Here is a 23,682-nt window from a genome sequence, read left to right on the forward strand (position 1 = left end):
CCCCGGGGCGGTGCGCGTCGAGCATCGCTCGCAGCACGCGGACGAGCGTCGCCACGGTCAGGCGGCGCCGAGGGCGGCGCGGAGGCTCGGCGCCGTCTCCATGGAGGCGCGGGCGTCGTCGGCGCTGAGTCCGCGCAGCAGCATCAGGATGGCGATCTTGACGGAGCCGTCGCTCTGGGCGAGGGTCTCTGCGGCCTCCGCCGGGCTGCAGTCGGTGACCAGCATCACGGTGCGCTCTGCGCGGGCGCGGAGCTTCTCATTCGTGGCGCGCAGGTCGACCATGATGTTGCCGTAGGTCTTGCCGAGACGGACCATCGCGATGGTCGAGATCATGTTGAGCACGAGCTTCTGCGCCGTGCCGGCTTTGAGCCTCGTCGATCCGGCGATCAGCTCTGGGCCGACGACCACCTCGATGGCGTGATCGGCGACGCCGCCGATCGTCGAGTTGCTGTTGCACGCGATCGCGACGGTGAGGGCGCCGAGGCCGGACGCGTACTCCAGCGCGCCGACCACGTAAGGGGTGCGACCGGAGGCGGAGATGCCGACGACGATGTCGAGCGGCGTGAGGGCGATGCCGGTCAGTGCGTCTGCGCCGCCCTGCGGATCGTCCTCCGCGTTCTCCACGGCGGTCCTGATCGCACCGTCGCCTCCGGCGATGATGCCGACGACGAGGGACGGGTCGACGTTGAAGGTGGGCGGGCACTCGCTGGCGTCCACGATCCCGAGACGTCCTGGGGTGCCTGCGCCGATGTAGATGAGACGGCCGCCCTCGCGCATCCGGTCTGCGATGCCGTCGATGGCTGCAGCGATCGTCGGCAGCACGGCGGCGACGGCGGGCGGAACGCTCTCGTCGTGGTTGTTCATCAGCGCGACCAGGTCGGCCGTGCTCAGGGTGTCGAGGTCGCGCTCGTCGTCCACGACCGCTTCGGTCGTGAGCGTGGAGAGCTCGGCGCGGAGGAGATCGCGCGGGCGTCTCTCTCTGTTGAGGATGTCAGACACGGATGGCATACCTTTCGTGGGGAAGGTCGCGGCGGACGGCGAGGGTCGCCGCTCCGTCCAGCGACGATCCGGCTGGACGGCGCGGGGACAGGTGGCGGCTGGTCAGCTCGTCGAGCAGCAGCCGGAGGAACTCTGGGTCGTCGGTGAGGCCGCCGATGACGCTGACCGGCGAGCCGGGAGCGGCGACAGAGGATGCGGTGGTCGCCAGGTGGTCGACGGCGGCGTCGACGATGCCATGCGCGACCTCGTCGCCCGCTGCCGCGCGTCTCAGCACGGTGGGGGCGAAGGATGCGAGGGACCTGGCGACGTCGTGGCCGCCCATGATCGCGCTGGGCAGGCCGGTGAGGTCGCCTGCGATCGCGCGCGCGTCCTCTTCGAGTGCGGTGCGCTGACCTCGGCGGTCGGAGGCCCGGAGCGCGGCGACGAGTCCGGCCTGGCCGATCCAGCGACCGCTGCCCTCATCGCCCAGCCACGGACCCCAGCCGTCCGACCGCTGGGCCGCTCCGTCCGCGGCCACGTGGAAGGCCACGGCTCCCGTCCCGGCGATGAGCACTGTTCCCGTCTCCCCGTCGAACGCTCCGATGTGTGCGGTGAGCACGTCGGAGGCGATGGTGACGCCGAATCCCCAGAGCTCGCGGGCGCGCAGGGCGGCGGTTCTGGCCGCGTCCCGGCCGGAGTCCGCCCCTGCCGCGCCGATCGCCAGCTCGGCGACCGCGGACAGCCTTTCCTGACCGAGAGAGGAGACCAGCGGCGCGATCGCGTCGATGGCGAGCTCGGCCCCTCCGGCTGCCGCGAGTCCGGGGAATCCCGCACCGCGCAGCTCCGTGGATGCGCGGCCGTCGTCGATCCGCACCCGGCAGTTGGTCTTGCCGAGGTCGACCGCAATGTGACTCGGTACGGCTTCTGTGCTCACGTGATCCTTATCCGTCGGTGATAGAGACAATTTACATGGATCATCAATCCAAAGTAAATGATTGACAAATGGATCGGCGCGTCGATAGCGTGACTCGCCAAGCACCAAAACGAGCGGAGGGAGCCGACATGGCGAACGGTGTCATTAGTGTCTTCCCTGTGAGCATCCAGACCAACATCCAGGCGCACGTCGAATCGTTCCCGCCGACCATGCGTCGCGTCGCAGACGCGATCCTCGAGCGGCCGCAGATCGTCGTGGAGAACACGATCACCGAACTCGCCAGGGCGTGCAACACCTCGGAGGCGTCGATCGTGCGCTTCTGCCAGTCGCTCGGCCTCACCGGGTACCCGCAGCTCAAGCTGCAGCTCGCCGCCGAGCTCGGCAAGGAGTCCGCCGAGTTCGGCGGCAACGGATCGGGCACGTACGGTGCGGACATCAGCCCGACGGACACCCTCGCCGAGATGGTGTCGAAGATCGCCAGCAGCGAGATCCTCGGGATCAGGGAGACGGCGGACAGCATCGACGTCGACGTGCTCGAACGCGTCGTCCGCAAGGTCGAGCGCGCCAAGCGGGTCGTGGTCTTCGGCGTCGGGGCGAGCAACGCCGGCGCCCAGGACCTCGCTCAGAAGCTGCTGCGGATCGGGCACATCGCCCTCGCATTCACCGACGCGCACGACGCCCTCGTCTCCGCGGCGCTGATCGGCAGCGGGGATGTGGCGATCGGGTTCTCGCACAACGGCAAGACCAAGGAGACCAACGCCTTCCTGCGCGGAGCGCACAACGGAGGGGCGTACACGGTCGCCATCACCAACGTGCCCGATTCGCCGCTCTCCGAGCACGCGGACGACGTTCTGCGCACTGCGGTGCGCGAGACGACGTTCCGGTCGGGCGCCATGGCGAGCAGGATCGCGCAGCTCACGCTCGTCGACTACATCTTCGTCGGCGTCGCCCGCGGTCGCTACGACCGCACGGTGCAGGCGCTGAAGAGCACGTACGAAATCGTCAGGGAACTCCGAGAGGAACACTGAGCGCCGGCTCCACCCGGTGCGCGTCAGCGCGCCGGTGCGATGCCGCGCGCCCACGGAAGGATAGGCATGGCATCGCAGCGCGCCCGCACGGGCATCGACATCGTCGCGGAGGAGCCTGGGCTTCTCGGCGGGAGCAGGATCGGCCTGCTCACCAACTTCACCGGGACCACGCGCGACCTCGGCCGCAGCGTCGACGCCCTGGTGGACGCCGGTGCTCCGATCACGACACTGTTCGGCCCTGAGCACGGACTGAACGGCTCCGTGCAGGCCGGCGAGACGGAGACCAGCACGCACGACGCGCGGACGGACCTGCCGATCGTCGAGACGTACCTGAAGAGCGGGGTCGAGCTCGACCGGCTGATCGAGGACTCCGGCGTCGACACCGTCGTGTTCGACATGCAGGACCTCGGGGTCCGGTACTACACGTACGTGTGGTCGCTCTACGACTGCCTGCAGAGCGCTGCGCGCACGGGCGTGCGCTTCGTGGTGCTCGACCGCCCGAATCCACTGGGCGGCGCCGTGGTCTCCGGGCCCGGGCTGGACGTCGCCGGATTCGGCAGCTTCGTCGGGCGCAGCGACGTGAACCAGCGCCACGGTCTCACCGCCGGAGAGCTGGCGCGCTTGTTCAACACCCGCGACCTGCCAGCGGACGGCATATCCGCCGACCTCGACGTGATCCGGATGACCGGCTGGGATACGACGGCGGACTTCGACGCCACCGGTCTGCCCTGGGTGCCGCCGTCGCCGAACATGCCGACGCTGGACACGGCGTACGCGTTCACGGGCACCGGGATCTTCGAGGGCACCAACGTCAGCGAGGGCAGAGGGACGACGCGACCGTTCGAGATGCTCGGGGCGCCGTATGTCGACGGAAGGCTCGCAGCGCGGCTCAGGGATGCCGGCATCCCTGGCGTGCTGTTCAGGGAGATCTGGTTCACGCCCACCTTCCACAAGTACGCGGGGGAGACCGTGCGCGGAGTGCAGCTCCACGTCGTCGATCGCTCGGCGTTCGATCCCGTGTCGACCGGGCTGGCGGTGCTCGACGCCTTCGCGGAGCTGTATCCAGACCGGTTCCGTTTCCTCGAGCCTGGCCAGCGGGTGGAGTCCGGAGAGAACGGCTACGCCATCGATCGGCTCTGGGGGTCGAGCGCCTTGCGCGACGCCGTGCGCGCAGGGGAGCCCACCGCGGCTCTGAACCCCGGCGTCGTGCCGGTTCAGGACGTCTACGGGGACGACGTTCTGCTGTACCCGCGCGTTTCCGCCGTGTAACGGACGCGTAAATGATTGCCGCAGCCATAGCGGCGGTTGAAAATACTTGACATAGTTCGATCAATGAAGGTAATTTCGGTCCAAGGCCAGGATGCGCCAGCACACCGAAGTGAAAAGGCACGAGGAGATTCGATGCAGCAGTCCACGTCCACCGCGACGATCCGACCCTTCCAGAGTGGCGACGGCCCCCGGATCGCCCAGGCCTGGACGGCCGCGGCATCGGCAGATGGAATCACGTACGACCGATTCCGCGACATGTTCCTCCTCGACCGCAACTTCGACGCGGCCGGCCTCCTGGTCGCCGAGGCCGACGGCGAGATCGTCGGAGCCGCGTACGGCGTCCGTCGCCTCATCGCCGCCGACGGTGCGGACCTCGAACCGGACTCCGGCTGGATCCCGTTCTTCTTCGTCACCCCCGGCCACCGCACGCAGGGACTCGGCACCGCCCTCGTCCGCAGCGTCATGGACTGGCTCGCCGGTACGGGCGCGAAGACCGTCTACTTCTCCTCGTACACGCCCAACTACTTCCTCCCCGGCCTCGACGCGGCGCGGTACCCGGAGGCCGCTCGCCTGCTGGCGTCGCTCGGGTTCACCACGCAGTACGAATCGGTCGCGATGGACCGGACGCTCAACGACTACGAGCTGCCGGAGCGCATCCGCGAGAAGGTCGCCGCGATGCGGGCGGATGGCTGGACGTTTGGCTCGCCGACAGGAGACGACCTCGTCGACCTGATCGACATCGCGGGCTCGCGCTTCAATCCGGACTGGTCCCGCGGCATCCGCGAGGGCGTGCTCGGCGGTCAGCCGCTCGAGCGGATCATCACCGTCCGCGACCCGGAGGGCGTCATGCTCGGCTGGGCGATGCACGGCACGTACGAGAACGTGCTCGAGCGCTTCGGCCCGTTCGGCGTGCTGCCGGAGAGCCGAGGCACCGGCCTGGGCGAGATCCTCCTGCACCTCACGCTCGAACGGATGCGCGCACTCGGCGCCCACAGCGCCTGGTTCCTCTGGACAGAGGAGACTTCCGCGGCCGGATACCTGTACACGAAGACCGGCTTCACCATCACTCGCTCATTCGCGATCCTGCACGCGCCGCTCGCTGCCTGAACAGCAGCGTCATCACCACTGAGAGGAAAACCATGAGAACAGCACTGTTCGGCCGCCGAGGCCGAATCGCCAAGGCGGCACTCGTCGTCGGTGCGGCAGCGCTCGCGCTGTCCGCCTGCAGCGGTACCGGTTCGTCCGGCAGCGACGACGGCAAAGTCACGCTCACCTTTCTGAGCCACTACGGCCAGGACCCGATGAAGAGCGGCATGACCAAGATGATCGACGAGTGGAACTCGTCCCACCCCGACATCCAGGTCAAGCAGCAGACGGTCAACTTCGACGATCTCCTCACCACGCTCAACGTGCGTCAGACGGGCGGCAAGGGCGCCGACATCATGAGCTCGTACTCGCTCTGGGGCGGCCAGCTCGCAGCAAACGGCGTGCTCGACAAGCCGTCGGCGGAGGTCGCGAAGGACATCACGGACAACTACAGCACCGCGGCGGCCGCGTCGGTCACCGGCGGAAGCGGCCAGGTCTTCGGGTACCCGACGGAGTTCAACACCTACGTCCTGTACTACAACAAGAAGATCCTCGCCGACGCCGGATACGACAAGCCGCCTGCCACCTGGGACGAGCTCAAGGAGATCGCGAACAAGACGACCAAGAAGGACAGCTCTGGGAACTACCAGGTCGTCGGCATCTCGCTCATCCAGGACGGCGACAACCAGACGGCCCACCCGTTCCTCTCCCTGCTGGACTCGGCGGGAGGGAAGTTCCTGAACGACAAGGGCGACTCCGCGCTGAACAGCAAGGCCAAGGAGACGATGCAGCTCGAGGCGGACCTCGCGAAGTCCGGTGCCACGACGACGTCGATCATGCCGACCAAGACCTTCCCGAGCAACGGCGTCGCCATGGCGATCCAGGCCGGATGGTGGATCGGCAGCCTCAAGTCCCAGATGAAGGACGAGTACTCCAACGTCGGCACGGCTCCTGTGCCAGGCCCGAAGGCCGGTGAGGAGGGCTCGCTCGCATACTCCTTCTTCACCGGTGTGAACTCCGGCAGCAAGCACAAGAAGGAGGCCTGGGAGTTCCTCACCTGGCTGAACTCGAACAAGAACAAGGAGGGCGTCACCGAGATGGGCGACTTCCTGGCCACCAACGGTCTCATCCCGCCGCGCAAGGCAGACGCCGACATCCTCGGCCCGAAGCTGCAGGCGGAGGACGCGAACCTGACGCCGATCTACGACGCGGCGAGCTACGCGATGGCCGAGTCCAACGCCGCCAACGCGTACAAGGCGAAGACCTCGCTGCACAACGCGCTCAACGAGATTCTTGTGAACAACGCTCCCGTCGATCAGACCTTCAAGAACCTGAACGCCGAGATCGACCGCAAGTAGCAATCCGGCTGGGCAGGGCTGCCCCCGCAGCCCTGTCCAGCCTCTACCCCCGAACAGCCCACCGGGCGTACCAGCCCCGACAGGCGGAGACGACATATGACTGGAATGTACGCGAGCGCGACGCGCGAAGCGACGAGCCAACTCGGCCAGACGGAGCTGTCAGCGCCGTCCAAGACGCGATCCAGGCGGTTCAGGAGGGAGGGGCGCGCCGGCTACCTGTTCCTGGCGCCGTCCCTCCTCTTCTTCCTGATCTTCCTGATCCTGCCGTCGTTCTTCGCGATCTTCCTCTCGCTCTCGCAGTGGGGAGGGTACGACCTCACCCAGATCAAGTTCATCGGGGTGGAGAACTACTCGGACATCCTCAACTTCAACAGCACGTTCCTGTCGCCGATCCTGGTGAACACGCTCGTCTTCGCTGCGATGTCCGTCGTCCTCGCCGTCGCCGGCTCTCTCCTGGTCGCGCAGTGCATCGAGCGGCTCAAGTTCCAGGGCTTCTGGCGCTTCCTCTACTTCCTGCCCGTCGTCGCGACCGTCGTCGCCATCGGCAACGTCTGGAAGATGATGTACCAGCCGTCCGGCCTCATCAACGGCCTGCTCAACGCGCTGCACATCAACTCGATCGGCTTCCTCTCCGACCCGAAGATCGCGCTGCCGTCCGTCGCCGTCGTGCAGGCGTGGGCCTCCATCGGGGCGGCGGTGCTCATCCTGACCGCCGGCATCAAGTCGATCGACCGCACGGTGTACGAGGCCGCGGAGATCGACGGCGCCAACAGCTGGCAGACGTTCTGGGGCATCACCCTCCCCCTGCTCCGGCCGTCCCTGGTCTTCGTCTTCATCACCCAGGTGATCGCCGGACTGCAGTCCTTCGCGCTCATCATCGTGATGACGAAGGACGGCGGCCCGGTCAACTCCACGAACGTCGCCGCGTTCGAGATGTACCAGCAGGCCTTCAAGTTCGGTGCGTGGGGGACAGCGAGCGCGATGGCCATGGTGCTGTTCGTGATCATTTTCATCATCACGCTGATCCAGCTCTGGGTCAGCCGACGTTCGGGAGACGACGACTGATGGCCGCGCGCAACAAACGAGTCCGCACCCCCTGGTTCTCCTACGCCCTCGTCGCGATCGGCGGCGTGGTGATGGCGCTGCCGTTCCTGGACATGCTGTTCAGCTCCTTCAAGGGACCTGGCGAGTACGGCGTCCTGCCGTACCACTTCCTGCCGGAGGACTTCACGTGGAGCAACTACAGCGCCGCGTTCGATCAGCTGCAGCTCGGGCGTCTGTTCATGAACAGCGTGATCGTGACCGTGGTGGTGACCGTGTCCGTCCTGATCACCTCGGCGATGGCGGGATACGCGCTCGCCAAGCTGCGCTTCCGCGGCAGGGATGTGATCTTCCGGTTCATCCTGGCGACGATGATGCTCCCGCCGTTCCTGCTGCTGATCCCCGACTTCCTCATCATGGTGAACTGGCCGCTCGTCGGAGGCAACAACATCCTGGGCCAGGGCGGAGATGGCGGCATGACGACCAACATCGTCTCGCTGATGCTCCCGTTCCTGGTCAGCGGTTTCGGAATCTTCCTGATGCGGCAGTTCATGGTGAGCGTGCCGAACGAGATGCTGGAGGCGGCGCGCATCGACGGTGCCGGCGAGTGGCGGCTGTTCTACAACATCGTGCTTCCGCAGGCCAAGCCGGTCGCCATCACCCTCGGGCTGATCACGTTCGTCGGCCAGTGGAACGACTACATCTGGACCTCGCTGATCGCGTCGACCAACTCCGACCTGATGACCCTCCCCGTCGGCATCCAGCTGCTGCAGAGCTTCATCGACCCCAACCGCACCATGCCCATCGTCATGGCCGGAATCGTCATCAGCACCATCCCGGTGCTGATCATCTTCCTGTTCTTCCAGAAGTACTACGTGCGCGGCGTGATGCTCAGCGGCATGAAGTAAGCGGCATGAAGTAGCGGGATGTGCACCTCGAATCGCACGACCAACCAGAAACGGAGCACTACGTGAGCAGGACAGTCCTCGCCATCGGCGGGCACATCGGAGACATGGACCTCACGGCGGGGCCGACCCTCGCCAAGATGGTGCTCGACGGCGACCGCGCGATCATCGTCGCGTGCACGTACGGCGAGCGCGGACACCCCACGCTGAGCCCGGACGAGTACCGCGTCCAGAAGGTGCGCGAGGGTGAGCAGTTCGCCGCGGACATCGGTGCGGAGTTCCGGGTGCTCGACTATTCGGACGGGTTCCTGCCGGACGACGACGAGGCCGCGAACCAGCTGGCGGACATCATCCGGGCGGAGAAGCCGGAGATCATCATCACCCACTGGACCACGAGCATCCACAGGGATCACGAGCGCGCGGCGATCCTCGCCGAGCGTGCCAGATTCCTCGCCTCGCTCCCGCTGGACAGCCCGCTCGGCCGCCACGGCGTGAAGCAGGTGCTGCACGCGGACAACTGGGAGGACGCGGAAGGCTTCCAACCGGACCTGTACGTGCCGATCCCGCAGGAGGCGTTCGACATCTGGCGTGCCGCCATCCAGAACCAGGCGTTCGCCCGCGGAGAGACGTACGGTTTCCGCTACATCGACTACTACACCGCGATGATGTCGGCGAAGGGATGCCTCGTCGGCACGGAGCGCGCCTGCGGCTTCACCGTCGGCGGCAGCTCGAAGTTCGAGCTCGCCGGGCCGTGAGCATCGCAGCCCCTGCCGAGCGCACGACCGGCGTGACGGGCGCGACGGGCGCAACCAGGAGGCACGCGATCGCGCACGACGCGTCGCACTACCTCCTGATCCCGTCGTCGGTGGAGTCGCCGGAGACGGTGGGCGACGTGGCCGACCTGATGCGCAGAGTGCGCGCGGCCGGCACGTCCCTCACCTTCCGCTCCGGCGGCACCAGCCTCAGCGGGCAGGGTTCGACCGCGGGGGTGCTTGCTGACACACGCAGGCACTTCCGCGCCATCCGCGTGCTCGACGACGGGATGCGCGTGCGCGTCGGCCCCGGAGCCACGGTCAGGCAGGTCAACGCCTCGCTCGCCAGACACGGACGCAAGCTCGGCCCCGACCCGGCGAGCGAGGTGGCGTGCACCATCGGCGGCGTCCTCGCCAACAACTCCAGCGGCATGGTGTGCGGGATCACGCAGAACTCGTATCGCACGGTGGAGTCGCTGGTCGTGGTGCTGCCGAGCGGGACGGTGGTCGACACCGCCCTGCCGGACGCCGACGCCGCCCTGGCGAGCGCCGAGCCTGAGCTGCACTCCGGTCTCACCAGGCTGCGCGAACGCGTGCTCGCCGATCCCGCGTCCGTCGCAACCGTCGAGCGGCTGTTCAGCAGGAAGAACACCATGGGCTACGGTGTGAACGCCCTGCTCGACTTCGAGCGACCTGTCGACATCCTCGCGCACCTGATGATCGGCAGCGAGGGCACCCTCGGCTTCATCTCGTCCGCCACGTTCCGCACCGTTCCCGTGCTCGGCTCCGTCGCCACGGGGCTCGCCGTCTTCCGCACATTGGCGGACGCTGCGGCAGCCACGAGTGTTCTTGCCGACGCCGGGTTCGCCACCGTTGAGCTGATGGATGCGACCTCGCTGCGGGTGGCGCGGCAGCTCCCCGACTGCCCGGACGACATCGCGGCGCTCGCGGTCGATCGGCACGCTGCCCTGCTCATCGAGCTCCAGGCGGGGGACGCCGCGACGCTGGCCGCCGAACGGCGCCGCACCGCAGCCGTACTGGATGCGCTGCCCGTGGTGGATGCGGTCGTCCTGTCCCCTGAGCCGGCACGGCGCGCATCCCTGTGGCACCTCCGCAAGGGCCTGTACACCGCGGTCGCAGGAGCGCGGCCGTCCGGGACGACCGCGCTGCTCGAGGACGTGGCCGTGCCCGTCGAGAATCTCGGGGCGTTCTGCGACGGCCTGATCGCGCTGTTCGACCGGTTCGGCTATGAGAACTCGGTGATCTTCGGCCACGCCAAGGACGGCAACGTCCACTTCATGCTCACCGAGCGCTTCGACCAGCCGGAGCTGCTCGCTCGCTATCGCGCGTTCACCGAGGCGATGGTCGACCTGGTGCTGGAGTTCGGCGGCTCGCTCAAGGCGGAGCACGGCACGGGCCGGGTGATGGCGCCCTTCGTCTCCCGGCAATACGGCGACGAGCTGTACGCGGTGATGTGGGAGATCAAGCGCCTCTTCGACCCGACGGGGATGCTCAACCCCGGCGTCCTGCTCTCCGACGACCCCGACTCCTATCTGCGCGACCTCAAGATCACCTCGACCGTCGAGTCGGAGGTCGATCGCTGTGTGGAGTGCGGATACTGCGAGCCGGCCTGCCCGTCGCGCGACCTCACGCTCACTCCTCGGCAGCGGATCGTGCTGCGCCGGGAGATGGCGGACGCCGAGCGCAGAGGCGACAGCGAGCTGCTGGAGGAACTGCGGTCCGACTACGAGTACCAGGGCGTCGAGACCTGCGCCGTCGACGGGATGTGCCAGTCGGCGTGCCCCGTCGGCATCAACACCGGCGACCTGGTGCGGCGGCTTCGTGCGGAGACGGCCGCGGGTCCGGCCGCTGCGGTCTGGGGTGGAGCGTCCCGTCAGTGGGGCGCTGTCACGGCCGCGGCGGGCGCGGCGCTCACCATCGCGAAGGCTCTGCCAGCTCCCGCGGTGAAAGCCGCGACGGTGGTCGGCCGCTCCCTGCTGGGCGCCGACCAGGTTCCTCTCTACTCCGCTGAGCTTCCAGGCGGAGGTCGCGCTCGCCGTGCGCGCGCGGCCGCCGAGCCTGTCGCCGTGTTCTTCCCCGCCTGCGTGGGCACAATGTTCGGAGCGCCTGGTGGTGCTCTGTCGGCGTCAGAGGCGTTCATCGCTCTGTGCGAGCGCGCGGGCGTCGAGGTGTCGGTGCCGGACGGCATCGGCTCGCTCTGCTGCGGAACCCCGTGGAAGTCGAAGGGGTACACGGCGGGCTACGAACGGATGTCCGACCGGGTGCGCGAGGTACTGACCGAGGCGACGGACGGCGGGCGCCTGCCCGTGGTGTGCGACGCGAGCAGCTGTACGGAGGGCCTCGCCCTGATGGCGGAATCGGCCGGCTTCCGCGTCGTCGACAGCATCGCCTTCGCCGGCGAACACCTGCTGCCGGCCCTGACGGTCACCGAGCCGATCGGCTCGATGGTCCTGCACCCCACCTGCTCGTCAGCGCAACTGGGTATCGACCCGGTCCTGACGTCGCTCGCCTCCTCTATCGCGGCCGAGGTCGTGACACCGGTCGCCTGGGGATGCTGCGCCTTCGCGGGCGACAGGGGGTTGCTGCATCCCGAGCTGACGGCCAGCGCCACCGCCGCCGAAGCAGCAGAGGTTGCCTCCGGCAGCTTCGACGCATACGCGTCCACCAATCGCACCTGCGAGCTCGGGATGACCAGGGCGGTCGGGGAGGACTACGAGCACATCCTGGTGCACCTGGAGCGCGCGACCAGGCAGCAGGACTGAACAGTTTCCGCCCCGTGCGTACGGCGCGATCGCACGGGGCGGGAAACCCTTCCCTCTTCATTCCTCGACGCAGAACGGAACATCGACATGCAGGAGCCAGCAACGCAGCATCCGGACATCGGCGACGACAGCGCGCTGCGGCGTCTCGCCAACAGTGTGATCTGGCCGGGATTCCGCGGGAGGACACTGCCGGCCTGGGCGGAGGACGCCCTGCGGGACGGCCTCGCAGGGCTGGTCTACTTCGAGCAGAACATCGGAGGTTCGGAGGAGACCAGGGCGCTCTCCGCGCGCATCCACCAGCTCAACCCTGCCGGGCTGATCGGCGTGGACGAGGAGGGCGGCATCGTCACGCGCCTCGAATCCCGCGACGGCTCGTCGACGCCGGGGAACGCGGTCCTCGGCAGGGTCGACGACATCGCGCTGACCGAGCGGGTCTCAGCCTGGACAGGCGACCTGGTCGCCGCGGCGGGCATCGACGTGGATCTCGCCCCGACGGTCGATGTCAACGTGGACCCGCGCAACCCCGTCATCGGCGTCCGGTCGTTCGGCGCCGACCCCGACCTCGTCTCCCGGCACACCATCGCAGCGGTGCGGGGACTCCAGTCGGCGGGCGTCGCGGCCTGCGTCAAGCACTACCCCGGCCATGGCGACACCTCCACCGACTCACACCTGGCGCTCGCCGTGAGCAACGCGTCGGATGCGCAGTTCCACGACGTGCACCTCCGCCCGTTCGCCGAGGCAGTGGCGGCGGGCACGAAAGCCGTGATGACGGCGCACCTGCGGGTGCCGCAGCTGGGCGACGAACCTGCGACGCTCAACCCGCGCGCTCTCGGACTGCTCCGCTCCCTCGGCTTCGACGGCGTGATCGTCTCGGACGCCCTCGACATGGCGGCGATCAGGCACACGGTCGGGATGGGCGGGGGAGCGGTGCTCGCGCTGCTGGCGGGCGTGGATCTGCTCTGCGTCGGCAACCCGGCATCGAACCCCGCGCATCCGGACGGGCCGACGGACGAGATGGAGTACCGCGAGGTCAGGGATGCGCTGGTCGCCGCACTGCGCTCCGGCGAGCTCCCGGTTGCCAGGGTCGAGGACGCCGCGCGCAGGATCGCGGAGCTGGCCGCCTGGGTGCGGATGCAGCAGCACCGGGACGCCCTGCCCGCCGTTCCGCAGCTCGACGCGATCGTGTCCGCGGCGCTCGACGTCGCAGGCGCGCCCCGGCTCGGGCCTGGCCGGCTGACGGTGGTGGATGCGCGCACCAAGCGCAACATCGCCGTCGGCGCGCAGGCCGACCACTTCACCAGAGCGCTGAGCGCGCACCGCGAGGTCGAGCGGGTCTGGCTGACCGACGCCGGCTCCGCCGCGGACGCTGCGCGCCGCGCCGCCGAAGTCCTCGGCGCGGCGACGGCGCCCGTCCTCATCGTCAATCAGGTGCAGAGCAACGCGCTCGAAGCCGCGGTGCTGGACGCCGTGATCGCGCGGCGCCCCGATACGGTGGTGATCGTGGCGGGCTGGCCACCGCCGGAGGCAGCCGCCCCTGGCCTGAATGCGGTGTACGCGTATGGCTCAGCGCGCATCAACGCGGCCGCGGTCGCCCGCGTCCTCTGCCCCTGAGAACTCACCGCGGCTGGTGCCGCTCCAGGAAGTCGTACACCTCGCTCGCATCCACCCCGGGGAACGTCCCGGTCGGCAGCGCCGCCAGCAGGGAGGTCGGCGTGCGCGCCGCCGGCCAGGACTGCCCCTCCCACTTCTCCGACAGTGCGGACGGAGGGCGGCGGCAGCAGGTCTCCTCCGGGCAGCGCGACACCGCACGGTGGCTCGTGTCGCGGCCGCGGAACCACTTCACGTGCTCGAAGGGGACGCCGACGCTCACCGAGTAGTCGCCCTCCTTCGCCTTCTCGATCCGGGAGGTGCACCAGAATGTTCCGCGCGGCGTGTCGGTGTACTGGTAGTACGGGCTGAACCGGTCCGGCACGTCGAACACCGTGCGCGCCGTCCAACTGCGGCAGACCGGGGTGCCCTCGATCGCTCCGAGCGCGTCGGAAGGGAAGGACACCGAGTCGTTCTCGTACGCCTTGATGATCGTGCCGGACTCGTGCACCTTCATGAAGTGGACGGGGATGCCGAGGCGGGCGGTCGCGAGGTTGGTGAAGCGGTGGCTGGCGGTCTCGTATGAGACAGCGAACGCGTCCCGTAGGTCCTCCATCGAGATGCGCCGGAAGTTCTTGGCCTCGGTGAGGAAGGCGACCGCATCCCGCTCGGGCAGCAGGAGCGCCGCCGTGAGGTAGTTGGTCTCGATGCGCTGCCGGAGAAATTCTGCGTAGTTTCCGGGCTCGTCGTGCTCCAGGAGCTGGGAGGCGAAGGCCTGCAGGATGGGCGAGCGGGAGTCCCGGGAGGCCGACTGCTCGGTGGGCAGGTAGATGCGGCCGTTGCGCTTGTCGGTGACGGAGCGCGTGGAGTGCGGCAGGTCGCCGACGTAGTGCAGGGAGAAGCCGAGGTGGTCGGCCATCTCCGTGACCGTCTGGTGCGAGACCGGTCCTCCCGAGTGGCCGACGACGGAGAGCATGTCGGCGGCGATGGTCTCCAGGTCGGCGAAGTAGTTGTCTCTCGCCCGCATGGATGCGCGCAGCTCCGCGTTCGCACGGCGCGCCTCCTCCGGGGTCGCCGCTCGCTCGCGGTGCAACCGCTCGACCTCCTGGTGGAGGGCGAGGACCGCTTGCAGCGTGGCATCCGGGACCGTCTTGCCCACGCGCATCGGCTGGATTCCGAGCGCGGAGAACACCGAACCGCGTTGTGCGCGCTCGACCGCGATCTCCAGGGCGGAGCGCTCGTCGGGCGGCTCAGGGTCGAGGAGATCGTCGACGCTCACCTCCAGCGCTGAGGCGATGGCTCGCAGCAGCGCCAGCCGGGGTTCCCTGTTGCCGTTCTCGATGGTCGACACCTGCGACGGGGCGCGGTCGATGGCCGCGGCGAGCGCTTCGAGCGTCATCCCCTGCCGGATGCGGAACGCCCGCACCCGGCGACCGAGCGTGAGCGCATCCGCGCCCGCCTGGTCGGTGTTCACATCGTCGGCGATGGTCATGCAGGCCATGCTGACACTCCACCGAAGTTCTGGCAAACAGAAGAACGGCCGAACTTCTGTCCATCGATTCTGCTCGCGGGCTGTGCGACGGGCACACACTCGACACAACGCACCACCGAACGACGCACCACAGACCACGACCGATGGAGGTCCAGATGAGCATCCACGACAGCACCGGCGCAGCGCGACCGGGCGACACCACCCAGACCGCGGACGAGCTCCGGCTGGAATGGGATGGGGACCCGCGCTGGTCCGGCATCCGCCGCGATTACACGGCCGAGGACGTCGTGGCCCTCCGCGGTCCCGTCCGGGAGGAGCAGACACTCGCTCGCAGAGGCGCCGAACGGCTCTGGGAACTCATCCAGCGCGACGGAACAGGCCAGGATGCGCAGTGGGTCGCCGCCCTCGGCGCACTGACCGGCAACCAGGCGGTGCAGCAGGTGCGCGCCGGTCTGGAGGCCATCTACCTGTCCGGCTGGCAGGTCGCGGCGGACGCCAACCTGTCCGGTCAGACGTACCCGGACCAGAGCCTCTACCCGGCGAACTCCGTTCCCGCCGTCGTGCGCCGCATCAACAACGCGCTGCTCCGCGCCGGCCAGATCGAGGGGACGGACGGCACCGTCTCCGACTGGATGGCGCCGATCGTCGCCGACGCGGAGGCCGGGTTCGGCGGACCGCTCAACGCCTACGAGCTGATGCACGGGATGATCCAGGCGGGCGCAGCAGGCGTGCATTGGGAGGACCAGCTCGCCAGCGAGAAGAAGTGCGGGCACATGGGAGGCAAGGTGCTCATCCCGACCGGGCAGCACATTCGGACGCTCAACGCCGCCCGCCTCGCCGCGGATGTCGCCGGGGTGCCGACCATCGTGATCGCCCGCACCGATTCGCTCGCCGCCACGCTGCTGACCAGCGACCACGACGAACGCGACCGGACGTTCCTCACCGGAACGCGCACCGCCGAGGGTTTCTACGAGGTGACCAACGGCATCGAACCCGTGATCGCCCGCGGCCTGGCGTACGCGCCGTACGCCGACCTGCTCTGGGTGGAGTCGGCCGAGCCTGATCTGGAGCTCGCACGCCGGTTCGCCGAGGCCGTGCACGCGGAGTTCCCCGGCAAGAAGCTGGCGTACAACTGCTCGCCGTCGTTCAACTGGCGCAAGCACCTCGACGACGACACCATCGCCCGGTTCCAGCGCGAGCTCGCATCGTACGGCTACGCCTTCCAGTTCATCACCCTCGCGGGCTTCCACGCCCTCAACTACTCGATGTTCACGCTCGCCAAGGACTACGCGTCCCGCAACATGAGCGCATACGTCGACCTGCAGGAGGCCGAATTCGCCTCCGAGCCAGCCGGATACACCGCCACCCGCCACCAGCGGGAGGTCGGCACCGGATACTTCGACCGCATCGCGACGGCGCTCAACCCCGACAGCGCCACCCTCGCCCTGGTCGGTTCCACCGAACAGCACCAGTTCTAAGGACAGAATCATGATCGACATCACCGGTCCTGCCGTTCCAGGCACCGACCACATCCTCACCCAGGAGGCGATCGCCTTCATCGACCACCTGCACCAGGCGTTCGCGGGGCGGCGTCAGGAGCTCCTCGCCGAACGGCAGCAGCGCAGGGCACTGGTCGGCAACGGCCGCGACCCGAAGTTCCTGAGCACCACGGCCTCGGTCCGCGAGGACCCGACCTGGCGCGTCGCCGGAGCGGGCCCCGGCCTCACCGACCGCCGCGTCGAGATCACCGGACCCACCGACCCGAAGATGGCGATCAACGCCCTCAACTCCGGGGCACGGGTGTGGCTGGCCGACCTGGAGGACGCCACGAGCCCCACCTGGGAGAACATCGTCGGCGGCCAGCGCACCCTGCAACGCGCTGTGCGCGGCGAGCTCTCGTTCACCAGCGCCGACGGCAAGGACTACCGGGTCACCACGCCGCAGGAGTTCACGCCCACCGTCGTCATGCGGCCGCGCGGCTGGCATCTCGTGGAGAAGCACCTCAGCTTCACCGACCGGTCGGGGCGCACCGCCCCGGCCAGCGCATCCCTCGTCGACTTCGGGCTGTACTTCTGGCACAACGCCGCCGAACTGGTCGCGTCGGGCCGCGGGCCGTACTTCTACCTGCCCAAGCTGGAGTCGCACCTGGAGGCGCGGCTGTGGAACGACATCTTCGTGTTCGCGCAGCAGCGCATCGGGATGCCCGTCGGCACGGTCAGGGCCACGGTCCTGATCGAGACCATCCCCGCCGCGTTCGAGATGGAGGAGATCCTGTACGAGCTGCGGGACCACTGCGCTGGCCTCAACGCAGGACGCTGGGACTACATCTTCTCAATCATCAAGACGTTCGAGGGCAGAGGGAAGCGGTTCGCGTTCGGCGACCGCAGCGGCATCACGATGACCGTTCCGTTCATGCGCGCATACACAGAGCTGCTGGTCGCGACCTGCCACAAGCGCGGAGCGCACGCCATCGGCGGGATGAGCGCCTTCATCCCGAATCGCCGCGACCCTGAGGCGACGCTGAACGCACTCGCGAAGGTCGCGGAGGACAAGCGCAGGGAGGCCGGCGACGGCTTCGACGGCACCTGGGTCGCGCATCCCGACCTGATCCCGACGGCGCTCGCCGAGTTCGACGCCGTTCTCGGCGACCGGCCGAACCAGGTCGGCAGACTCCGCGGCGACGTCGAGGTGACGGAGCGCGACCTGCTCGACATCACCTCCGCGGCTGGCGAGGTCACGGACGCCGGCGTGCGCTCGAACGTCTCCGTCGCGCTCCGCTACATCGAGGCCTGGCTGCGCGGCACGGGAGCGGTCGCCATCGACGGGCTGATGGAGGACGCGGCGACCGCCGAGATCTCCCGCTCCCTGCTGCGCCAGTGGATCGACAACCGCGTGGTCACCTCGGAGGGCGCGGAGGTCACGCGCGAACGCGTCGCCGTGCTCATCGACGAGGAGACGCGCCGGCGCTCGGCCGGCGCCGGAGGAGACACCGACCGCTTCGCGGACGCGGCGGAACTCCTCCACGAGGTCTGCCTCGCGGAGGAGTTCCCGACGTTCCTGACGATCCCGGCGTACGCCAGGTTCCTGGTCGAGGCGGGCGACACGGTGGATGCGCTGGAGCTGGCGGGCTAGCTCGTCCGCGCTGGGGCGTCAGCGCGCGGGACGCGGCGGCGGGACATCGGTCCCGCCGTTCGCGGTCTCCGGCCCGCCGACGTCGATGCGCGGCTCGCTGTGGCGGGGTTCGCGGCGCTCGCCGTCCGCCACCTGCTCCGTGCGCTCAGCGGGCGCCGCACGCTCCGTGCGCACATCCGGGTCGACCTGGTCGGCCCTGGTCAGCTTCTCGTCCACCGATGCGCGGGCATCGCGGGCCTCGGAGGCGTGGGCCTCTGCCTCCCTGCGCCTGCGCTCGGCCTCGACCTCGGCTTCCTTGGCGTCGGCCTCTGCGCGGGAGGCCTTCGCCTCACGTTCCCGTGCGGCGAGGTCGTCGTCGCGCGCTGCGACGCGAAGCTCCTCCGCCTTGTGCCGGTCGGCGTCGAGCTTGCGCCTGCGCCCCGCTGTCATGGCGATCACGACGACGATCGCGATCACCACCACCACGACCACGATCAGGATGATCCATCCGGTTGCGTTCATGTCCGGTCATCGTACGCGCACGGCTACGGTGCGCCAGGGGGCGTCGGGATGCGCTCCGATCAGCGGAGCCGTTGGGCGAGGTGCGCCGCGAGCTGATCGCCGATGTCGACGCTCTCCGGGTCGTACAGCCACTGCAGTTGCAGGCCGTCCCACAGCGCGATGAGCCAGACGGCCTCGCGCTCTGGGTCCAGTCCCTCCATCAGGTGGCCGTCGTCGGCAGCGCGTGCGAACAGCTCCGCGAAGCGCGCGATGCCGAGCTCGAATCTCCGCCCGAAGTACGCGTGCGCAGGGTGGGCAGGCGCTGCCGCCTCCGCGGAGAGCACGGAGTACAGCTCGATCAGTCCCGGCTCGCGGCGGGTGTCGTCGCGTGCCTTCTCCGGGAGGTCGAGGAGCAGCGTGTACGCGTCGGCCGTTGCGAAATCCAGGCCGAGCTGTTCGTCGCGCGACGAGTCGCGATGGGCGATCACCGCGGTGAGCAGGTCTTCCTTGGTCGAGAAGTGGTGCAGCAGCGTCGACTTGCCGATGCCGGCCCGCTCCGCGATCTCCCGGACGCTCGTCGCGTGGAACCCTCTGGCGGCGAACAGCGCTGATGCGTCAGCGATGATCCGCGCGCGCCTCGCTCTGCCCGGTGCGTATCCGGTGTCGTTCGCCCAGCTCTCGCCGTCCGGTCGAGGCGGTCGGGCGCCTGCGGCAGGTTCCATGGCGGCCATCCCCCTCAGCCGGCGGATGTGGGCGTCGACCATCGTGGGCACATCCACCCGTTCGGGGAGATAGAGGGAGACGAGCTGGAGGCCGTCCCACGCCGCAGCGAGCCGCACCGCTTCGCCGGCCACGTCGGTGCCTGCCGGGAGCACGCCGTCATCCAGCGCTGCCTGGAACTGTGCCGTCGAGAGCGCGCGGAGCTCGCGGTGGCGTTCGCGGAAACGCTGGTGCGCCGGGTGCCCCGACCGCGTCGCCTCTCCGGCGAGCGTCGTGAAGAGCGCGGTGTATCCGGGGATGTCCGCGTTGTGCGCGGCGAGTTCCGTGTAGAGGTCGAGGCCGACGCCGTTCGCCTCGACCCACGCCCGGTTCTGCCGCTCCAGATCGTCGACCACCGCGTCGAGGATCTCGTCCTTCGAGGCGAAGTGCCGCAGCACGCCGGGATGCGACAGCCCGGCGGCCGTGGCGATGTCGCGCAGGGAGACGGCGCCGAAGCCGCGATCGACGAAGAGGGCCGCCGCCGCATCCAGGATCGCCGCCCGCGTCTGCTGCGCTGCCTCTGAACGCGCGACGGGCGCAGCGGCGTCCTGTGTCGCGACCTCGCCCATCCCGTGCTCCCCTCGACCGGTCGGAGACCATCCTCTCACACGCCGGTTACCAAGCGGACAGGTTTCAGTTACCAGTCGGTCTAATTTGATGTATGCTCATCCGCGAGCCGACGAAGGCTCAGGTTCACCGAAAGGAACACCATGACAGAGTCGTCCACGGCCGCAGAGCTGCAGCCGGGTGCGCTTCCCGAAACTCTCCTGGCCGATCCGGCTCTCCCCTCGGCCGCGAAGGCGCCCCGCGGGTACATCGCCGGACTCGCCATCTCGAACTTCGGCCTCTACCTCGCCCTCCTCACCCCCGTGATGGTCTCCCTCGCCTTCAAGGTCGAGCACATCACCTCCTCTCCGGCAGAGGCGACCAGCCAGCTGGGGATGATCATGGGCGTCGGCGCCCTGTTCGCCCTGGTCTGCAACCCGCTCGTCGGCCGCCTGTCCGATCGCACCGCCTCCCGGTTCGGGATGCGCCGCCCGTGGATGCTCGGCGGCGTGCTCGTGGGACTGGCCGCGTTCGTGCTCATCGGCGTCGCAACGAGCACCTGGATCGTGCTGATCGCCTGGTGCATCGTTCAAGCGTCGCTGAACGGCGTGCTCGCCGCCTCCACTGCGACCGTCCCCGACCAGGTCCCTGTCAACGGTCGTGGCAAGGTCTCCGGCATCGTCGGGCTGACGACACCGCTCGGGATCCTCGGCGGAAGCTTCCTGGTGAACTTCCTGGCGGACGACGTCAGCCGGTTCGTGGTGCCCGCGGTGATCGCTGTGGTGCTGGTGCTGGTGTTCGTCTTCACCCTGAAGGACCGCGTGCTCGCCCAGAAGCCGGCGGAGCGCTACGGCGTCAAGGACTTCTTCGGCTCGTTCGTCTTCAACCCGGTGAAGCACAAGGACTTCGGCTGGACCTGGCTCACCAAGTTCCTCATCTTCTTCGGCTACGCCGGCATCGCGACCTTCCTGCCGTTCTACCTCACGGAGAAGTTCCACCTGAGCGAGGCGGACGCCATCGGAACCATCCTCCTGGCCAACCTCGCCTCGATGCTCGCCATGGCCGTCTCCGGTCCGCTCGGCGGCATCCTCTCCGACAGGGTGGGCAAGCGCCGCCCGTTCGTGACCGCTGCCGGCCTGATCATGGTGGTCGGCCTGGTCGTGCTCGCCTTCGCTCCGAGCATCGGGATCGTGGTGGTCGCGCAGGCGATCATCGGCTTCGGCGCCGGCTCGTTCCTCTCGGTCGACACCGCTCTGGCCACCCAGGTGCTGCCCAACCCGGCCGACACCGCCAAGGACCTCGGGGTGCTGAACATCGCCAACGCCCTTCCGCAGTCGGTCGCCCCGGCGATCGCCCCCGCCGTGATCGCGTTCGGCGCGACCACCGCGCTCGGCGGATACACCCTCTGGTACCTCTTCGGTGCGCTCGTCGCGCTGTCGGGTGCCGTGCTCGTCTACAAGATCAAGGGAATCAAGTAACAATGACCGACACCGCACACAGCACCGACACCGCGGAAGGCACCGACACCGCAGCCGGCGTCGACCCGACCTATCGCGACGCATCGCTCCCCATCGATGAGCGCGTCGAGAACCTGCTGGGCCAGATGACCCTGGAGGAGAAGGCCGGTCTGTTCTTCCAGACCATGATCACCATGAGTCAGGACGGCGAGCTCGCGCCGGCCGACCCGGTGTTCGGGCTGCCGTCCAACGAGGAGTACGTCATCGGGAAGGGCATGACGCACTTCAATGTGCTCGGCTCGGCGCCGACCGCCGAGTTGATGGCCGAGTGGCACAACAGGCTGCAGGAGCTCGCCGCGGGAACCCGCCTCGGCATCCCTGTGACCATCTCCAGCGACCCGCGGCACTCGTTCAGCGACAACCCTCTCGCGGGGATGATGGCCGGTCCGTTCTCGAGCTGGCCGGAGACGATCGGTCTCGCGGCCATCAGGGACGAAGCGCTCGTGGAGCGGTTCGGCGACATCGCGCGCCAGGAATATGCCGCTGTCGGCATTCGTGTGGCTCTGCACCCGCAGATCGACCTCGCGACGGAGCCGCGCTGGGGCAGGCAGGTCGCGACGTTCGGCGAGGACGCCGACCTCACCTCGCGACTGGGGGCCGCATACATCCGCGGCTTCCAGGGCGCTGAGCTCGGACCGGACTCCGTCGCGACGATGACCAAGCACTTCCCTGGCGGCGGCCCGCAGCTGGACGGCGAGGACGCCCACTTCGCGTACGGTCGCGAGCAGGTCTACCCCGGCGGCCAGTTCGAGCTGCACCTCAAGCCGTTCGAGGCGGCGTTCGAGGCCGGCACCAGCCAGATCATGCCGTATTACGGGATGCCCGTCGGCACCGAGCACGAGGAGGTCGGCTTCGGCTTCAACAAGTCCGTGATCACCGGTCTGCTGCGCGAGCGCTACGGCTTCGACGGCATCGTCTGCACCGACTGGGGTCTGATCTCGGACTCCGAAATCATGGGGCAGCCGTTCCCCGCCCGCGCCTGGGGCGTCGAGCACCTCTCGCCGCGCGAGCGGATGCGGAAGATCCTGGACGCCGGTGCCGACCAGTTCGGCGGGGAGGCCATCCCGGAGCTCCTCCTCGACCTGGTGCGCAGCGGCGAGGTGAGTGAGCAGCGACTCGATGTCTCGGCGCGTCGCCTGCTGCGCGAGAAGTTCCGGCTCGGCCTGTTCGACCGGCCCCTGGTCGACGCGAAGAAGGCCGCCGCGCTGGTGGGCTCCGAGGAGTTCCGCGCGGCGGGCGAGGCGGCGCAGCGCTCCTCGATCACCGTGCTGACGAACACGGCGGGGGAGTCCGGAGCGCCTGTCCTGCCGCTCGCGACCGGCCTGCGGCTCTATGTCGAGGGGATCGACCATGCCGTCGCCGCCGAGTACGGCACCGTCGTCGCCTCCCCGGTGGATGCGGACATCGCCATCGTCAGGACGCATGCCCCGTTCGAGGTCAGGGCGACGACGTTCGAGAACTTCTTCCACCAGGGCTCGCTCGACTTCACGGAAGAGGCCGTCAGCCACCTCCGCGAGATCGCGGCGACCGTGCCGACCATCGTCGCCGTCCACCTCGACCGCCCGGCGATCCTCACGCCGATCGTCGACGCTCCCGCCGCGATCGTCGCCGACTACGGCGCGAACGCGAGGGCACTCCTCGACGTGCTCACCGGTGCCGCACAGCCGCTCGGCAAGCTGCCGTTCGACCTTCCGTCGAGCATGGCCGCCGTCGAGGCCAGCCGCGAGGACGTCCCCTTCGACACGAAGGACCCGCTGTTCCGCTTCGGGCACGGACTGTCGTACTGACGCGACACCACGGAAACGCACCAGCGGCGACGGCTCGGAAGAGTCGTCGCCGCTGGTGCGTCCTGTGCTACTTGCGGAAGGTGTCCTTCACGTCTTCGACGGTGTTCTTCGCCTTCGCCGCCGCCTGGTCGGCCTTGCCCTCCGCGACCTTGCTGTCGTCGTCGGTCAGTTTGCCGATCGCTTCCTCCGCCTTGCCCTTCAGGTCCTGAGCGGTGTTCTTGATCTTGTCTGCTGCACTCATGCTGTTC

The 23,682-nt window shown here is 68.7% G+C and carries 19 protein-coding genes; 13 read left to right on the top strand and 6 right to left on the bottom strand.

What is annotated here, in order from left to right; genetic code table 11:
• Positions 1–57: 57 nt before the first annotated feature.
• Complete coding sequence (gene murQ / locus ASE16_RS18750) at positions 58–999, bottom strand: N-acetylmuramic acid 6-phosphate etherase (RefSeq protein WP_235500648.1); 942 nt, start codon at positions 997–999, stop codon at positions 58–60.
• Positions 992–1,912 carry an N-acetylglucosamine kinase gene (locus ASE16_RS18755; RefSeq protein WP_055898697.1) on the bottom strand — a complete coding sequence of 307 codons (921 nt, stop codon included), beginning with the start codon at positions 1,910–1,912 and terminating at the stop codon, positions 992–994. The genes murQ and ASE16_RS18755 overlap by 8 nt, the downstream gene beginning before the upstream one ends.
• A 158-nt stretch (positions 1,913–2,070) precedes the next feature.
• Between ASE16_RS18755 and ASE16_RS18760 the strand changes: the two genes are divergently transcribed.
• The 9 genes from ASE16_RS18760 (at position 2,071) to ASE16_RS18800 (ending at position 13,745) form a co-directional block, all read left to right on the top strand.
• Positions 2,071–2,940, top strand: coding sequence for a MurR/RpiR family transcriptional regulator (locus tag ASE16_RS18760; RefSeq protein ID WP_055899097.1), 870 nt, complete (start codon positions 2,071–2,073; stop codon positions 2,938–2,940).
• Between the two features lie 66 nt (positions 2,941–3,006).
• Positions 3,007–4,209 carry an exo-beta-N-acetylmuramidase NamZ domain-containing protein gene (locus tag ASE16_RS18765; RefSeq protein ID WP_055898700.1) on the top strand — a complete coding sequence of 401 codons (1,203 nt, stop codon included), beginning with the start codon at positions 3,007–3,009 and terminating at the stop codon, positions 4,207–4,209.
• 132 nt (positions 4,210–4,341) lie between these two features.
• On the top strand, positions 4,342–5,316 hold the full coding sequence (locus ASE16_RS18770) for a GNAT family N-acetyltransferase (RefSeq protein ID WP_055898704.1): 975 nt from the start codon (positions 4,342–4,344) through the stop codon (positions 5,314–5,316).
• Positions 5,317–5,348: 32 nt separating this feature from the next.
• Positions 5,349–6,653 (top strand): extracellular solute-binding protein, encoded by a 1,305-nt coding sequence (locus ASE16_RS18775; protein ID WP_055898706.1) that lies wholly within the window; start codon positions 5,349–5,351, stop codon positions 6,651–6,653.
• A gap of 96 nt (positions 6,654–6,749) precedes the next feature.
• Positions 6,750–7,718, top strand: a complete 969-nt coding sequence (locus tag ASE16_RS18780) for a carbohydrate ABC transporter permease (protein WP_082581583.1) — start codon at positions 6,750–6,752, stop codon at positions 7,716–7,718.
• On the top strand, positions 7,718–8,602 hold the full coding sequence (locus ASE16_RS18785; protein ID WP_055898708.1) for a carbohydrate ABC transporter permease: 885 nt from the start codon (positions 7,718–7,720) through the stop codon (positions 8,600–8,602). The genes ASE16_RS18780 and ASE16_RS18785 overlap by 1 nt, the downstream gene beginning before the upstream one ends.
• Before the next feature lie 62 nt (positions 8,603–8,664).
• The gene (locus tag ASE16_RS18790; RefSeq protein WP_055899104.1) at positions 8,665–9,354 is read left to right on the top strand and encodes a PIG-L deacetylase family protein; all 690 of its coding nucleotides are present in this window, start codon (positions 8,665–8,667) and stop codon (positions 9,352–9,354) included.
• Positions 9,351–12,134 (top strand): FAD-binding and (Fe-S)-binding domain-containing protein, encoded by a 2,784-nt coding sequence (locus tag ASE16_RS18795; protein ID WP_055898712.1) that lies wholly within the window; start codon positions 9,351–9,353, stop codon positions 12,132–12,134. Before ASE16_RS18790 ends, ASE16_RS18795 begins: the two co-directional genes overlap by 4 nt.
• Positions 12,135–12,221: 87 nt before the next feature.
• The gene (locus tag ASE16_RS18800; protein WP_055898715.1) at positions 12,222–13,745 is read left to right on the top strand and encodes a glycoside hydrolase family 3 protein; all 1,524 of its coding nucleotides are present in this window, start codon (positions 12,222–12,224) and stop codon (positions 13,743–13,745) included.
• Positions 13,746–13,749: 4 nt separating this feature from the next.
• On the opposite strand, the gene ASE16_RS18805 is transcribed toward ASE16_RS18800, so the two are convergent.
• Complete coding sequence (locus ASE16_RS18805) at positions 13,750–15,222, bottom strand: helix-turn-helix transcriptional regulator (protein ID WP_055898718.1); 1,473 nt, start codon at positions 15,220–15,222, stop codon at positions 13,750–13,752.
• Between the two features lie 146 nt (positions 15,223–15,368).
• On the opposite strand from ASE16_RS18805, the gene aceA reads away from it, so the two are divergent.
• Entirely contained in the window at positions 15,369–16,691 is a 1,323-nt protein-coding gene (gene aceA, locus ASE16_RS18810) for an isocitrate lyase (RefSeq protein ID WP_055899107.1), read from the top strand.
• A 10-nt stretch (positions 16,692–16,701) separates the two neighbouring features.
• Positions 16,702–18,345: a malate synthase A gene (gene aceB / locus ASE16_RS18815; protein WP_055898721.1), complete on the top strand. Its 1,644-nt coding sequence runs from the start codon at positions 16,702–16,704 to the stop codon at positions 18,343–18,345.
• 18 nt (positions 18,346–18,363) lie between these two features.
• On the opposite strand, the gene ASE16_RS18820 is transcribed toward aceB, so the two are convergent.
• Both ASE16_RS18820 and ASE16_RS19535 read right to left on the bottom strand, forming a co-directional pair.
• Positions 18,364–18,846, bottom strand: coding sequence for a hypothetical protein (locus ASE16_RS18820; RefSeq protein WP_055898724.1), 483 nt, complete (start codon positions 18,844–18,846; stop codon positions 18,364–18,366).
• 59 nt (positions 18,847–18,905) lie between these two features.
• Complete coding sequence (locus tag ASE16_RS19535) at positions 18,906–20,153, bottom strand: TetR/AcrR family transcriptional regulator (protein WP_082581585.1); 1,248 nt, start codon at positions 20,151–20,153, stop codon at positions 18,906–18,908.
• Positions 20,154–20,294: 141 nt separating this feature from the next.
• Here ASE16_RS19535 and ASE16_RS18830 point away from each other — a divergent pair, with 141 nt between their 5' ends.
• Together ASE16_RS18830 and ASE16_RS18835 are read left to right on the top strand one after the other, a co-directional pair.
• A complete protein-coding gene (locus tag ASE16_RS18830; RefSeq protein ID WP_055898726.1) occupies positions 20,295–21,608 on the top strand; it encodes an MFS transporter in 1,314 nt (437 codons plus the stop codon).
• Between the two features lie 2 nt (positions 21,609–21,610).
• Positions 21,611–23,434: a glycoside hydrolase family 3 protein gene (locus tag ASE16_RS18835; RefSeq protein WP_055898729.1), complete on the top strand. Its 1,824-nt coding sequence runs from the start codon at positions 21,611–21,613 to the stop codon at positions 23,432–23,434.
• Between the two features lie 67 nt (positions 23,435–23,501).
• On the opposite strand, the gene ASE16_RS18840 is transcribed toward ASE16_RS18835, so the two are convergent.
• Positions 23,502–23,675, bottom strand: a complete 174-nt coding sequence (locus tag ASE16_RS18840; protein ID WP_055898732.1) for a CsbD family protein — start codon at positions 23,673–23,675, stop codon at positions 23,502–23,504.
• Between the last annotated feature and the right edge of the window lie 7 nt (positions 23,676–23,682).

Origin of the sequence: Leifsonia sp. Root227 (assembly GCF_001428745.1) — a bacterium.
In the GTDB taxonomy this organism is placed as follows: Bacteria; Actinomycetota; Actinomycetes; order Actinomycetales; family Microbacteriaceae; genus Leifsonia.

Coding starts and splice junctions, on each gene's coding strand:
- ASE16_RS18770 (WP_055898704.1), top strand. CDS start 4,342: ATGCAGCAGTCCACGTCCACCGCGACGATCCGACCCTTCCAGAGTGGC.
- ASE16_RS18780 (WP_082581583.1), top strand. CDS start 6,750: ATGACTGGAATGTACGCGAGCGCGACGCGCGAAGCGACGAGCCAACTC.
- ASE16_RS18840 (WP_055898732.1), bottom strand. CDS start 23,675: ATGAGTGCAGCAGACAAGATCAAGAACACCGCTCAGGACCTGAAGGGC.
- ASE16_RS18820 (WP_055898724.1), bottom strand. CDS start 18,846: ATGAACGCAACCGGATGGATCATCCTGATCGTGGTCGTGGTGGTGGTG.
- ASE16_RS19535 (WP_082581585.1), bottom strand. CDS start 20,153: ATGGGCGAGGTCGCGACACAGGACGCCGCTGCGCCCGTCGCGCGTTCA.
- ASE16_RS18835 (WP_055898729.1), top strand. CDS start 21,611: ATGACCGACACCGCACACAGCACCGACACCGCGGAAGGCACCGACACC.
- ASE16_RS18805 (WP_055898718.1), bottom strand. CDS start 15,222: ATGGCCTGCATGACCATCGCCGACGATGTGAACACCGACCAGGCGGGC.
- aceB (WP_055898721.1), top strand. CDS start 16,702: ATGATCGACATCACCGGTCCTGCCGTTCCAGGCACCGACCACATCCTC.
- ASE16_RS18775 (WP_055898706.1), top strand. CDS start 5,349: ATGAGAACAGCACTGTTCGGCCGCCGAGGCCGAATCGCCAAGGCGGCA.
- ASE16_RS18765 (WP_055898700.1), top strand. CDS start 3,007: ATGGCATCGCAGCGCGCCCGCACGGGCATCGACATCGTCGCGGAGGAG.
- ASE16_RS18800 (WP_055898715.1), top strand. CDS start 12,222: ATGCAGGAGCCAGCAACGCAGCATCCGGACATCGGCGACGACAGCGCG.
- ASE16_RS18830 (WP_055898726.1), top strand. CDS start 20,295: ATGACAGAGTCGTCCACGGCCGCAGAGCTGCAGCCGGGTGCGCTTCCC.
- ASE16_RS18785 (WP_055898708.1), top strand. CDS start 7,718: ATGGCCGCGCGCAACAAACGAGTCCGCACCCCCTGGTTCTCCTACGCC.
- aceA (WP_055899107.1), top strand. CDS start 15,369: ATGAGCATCCACGACAGCACCGGCGCAGCGCGACCGGGCGACACCACC.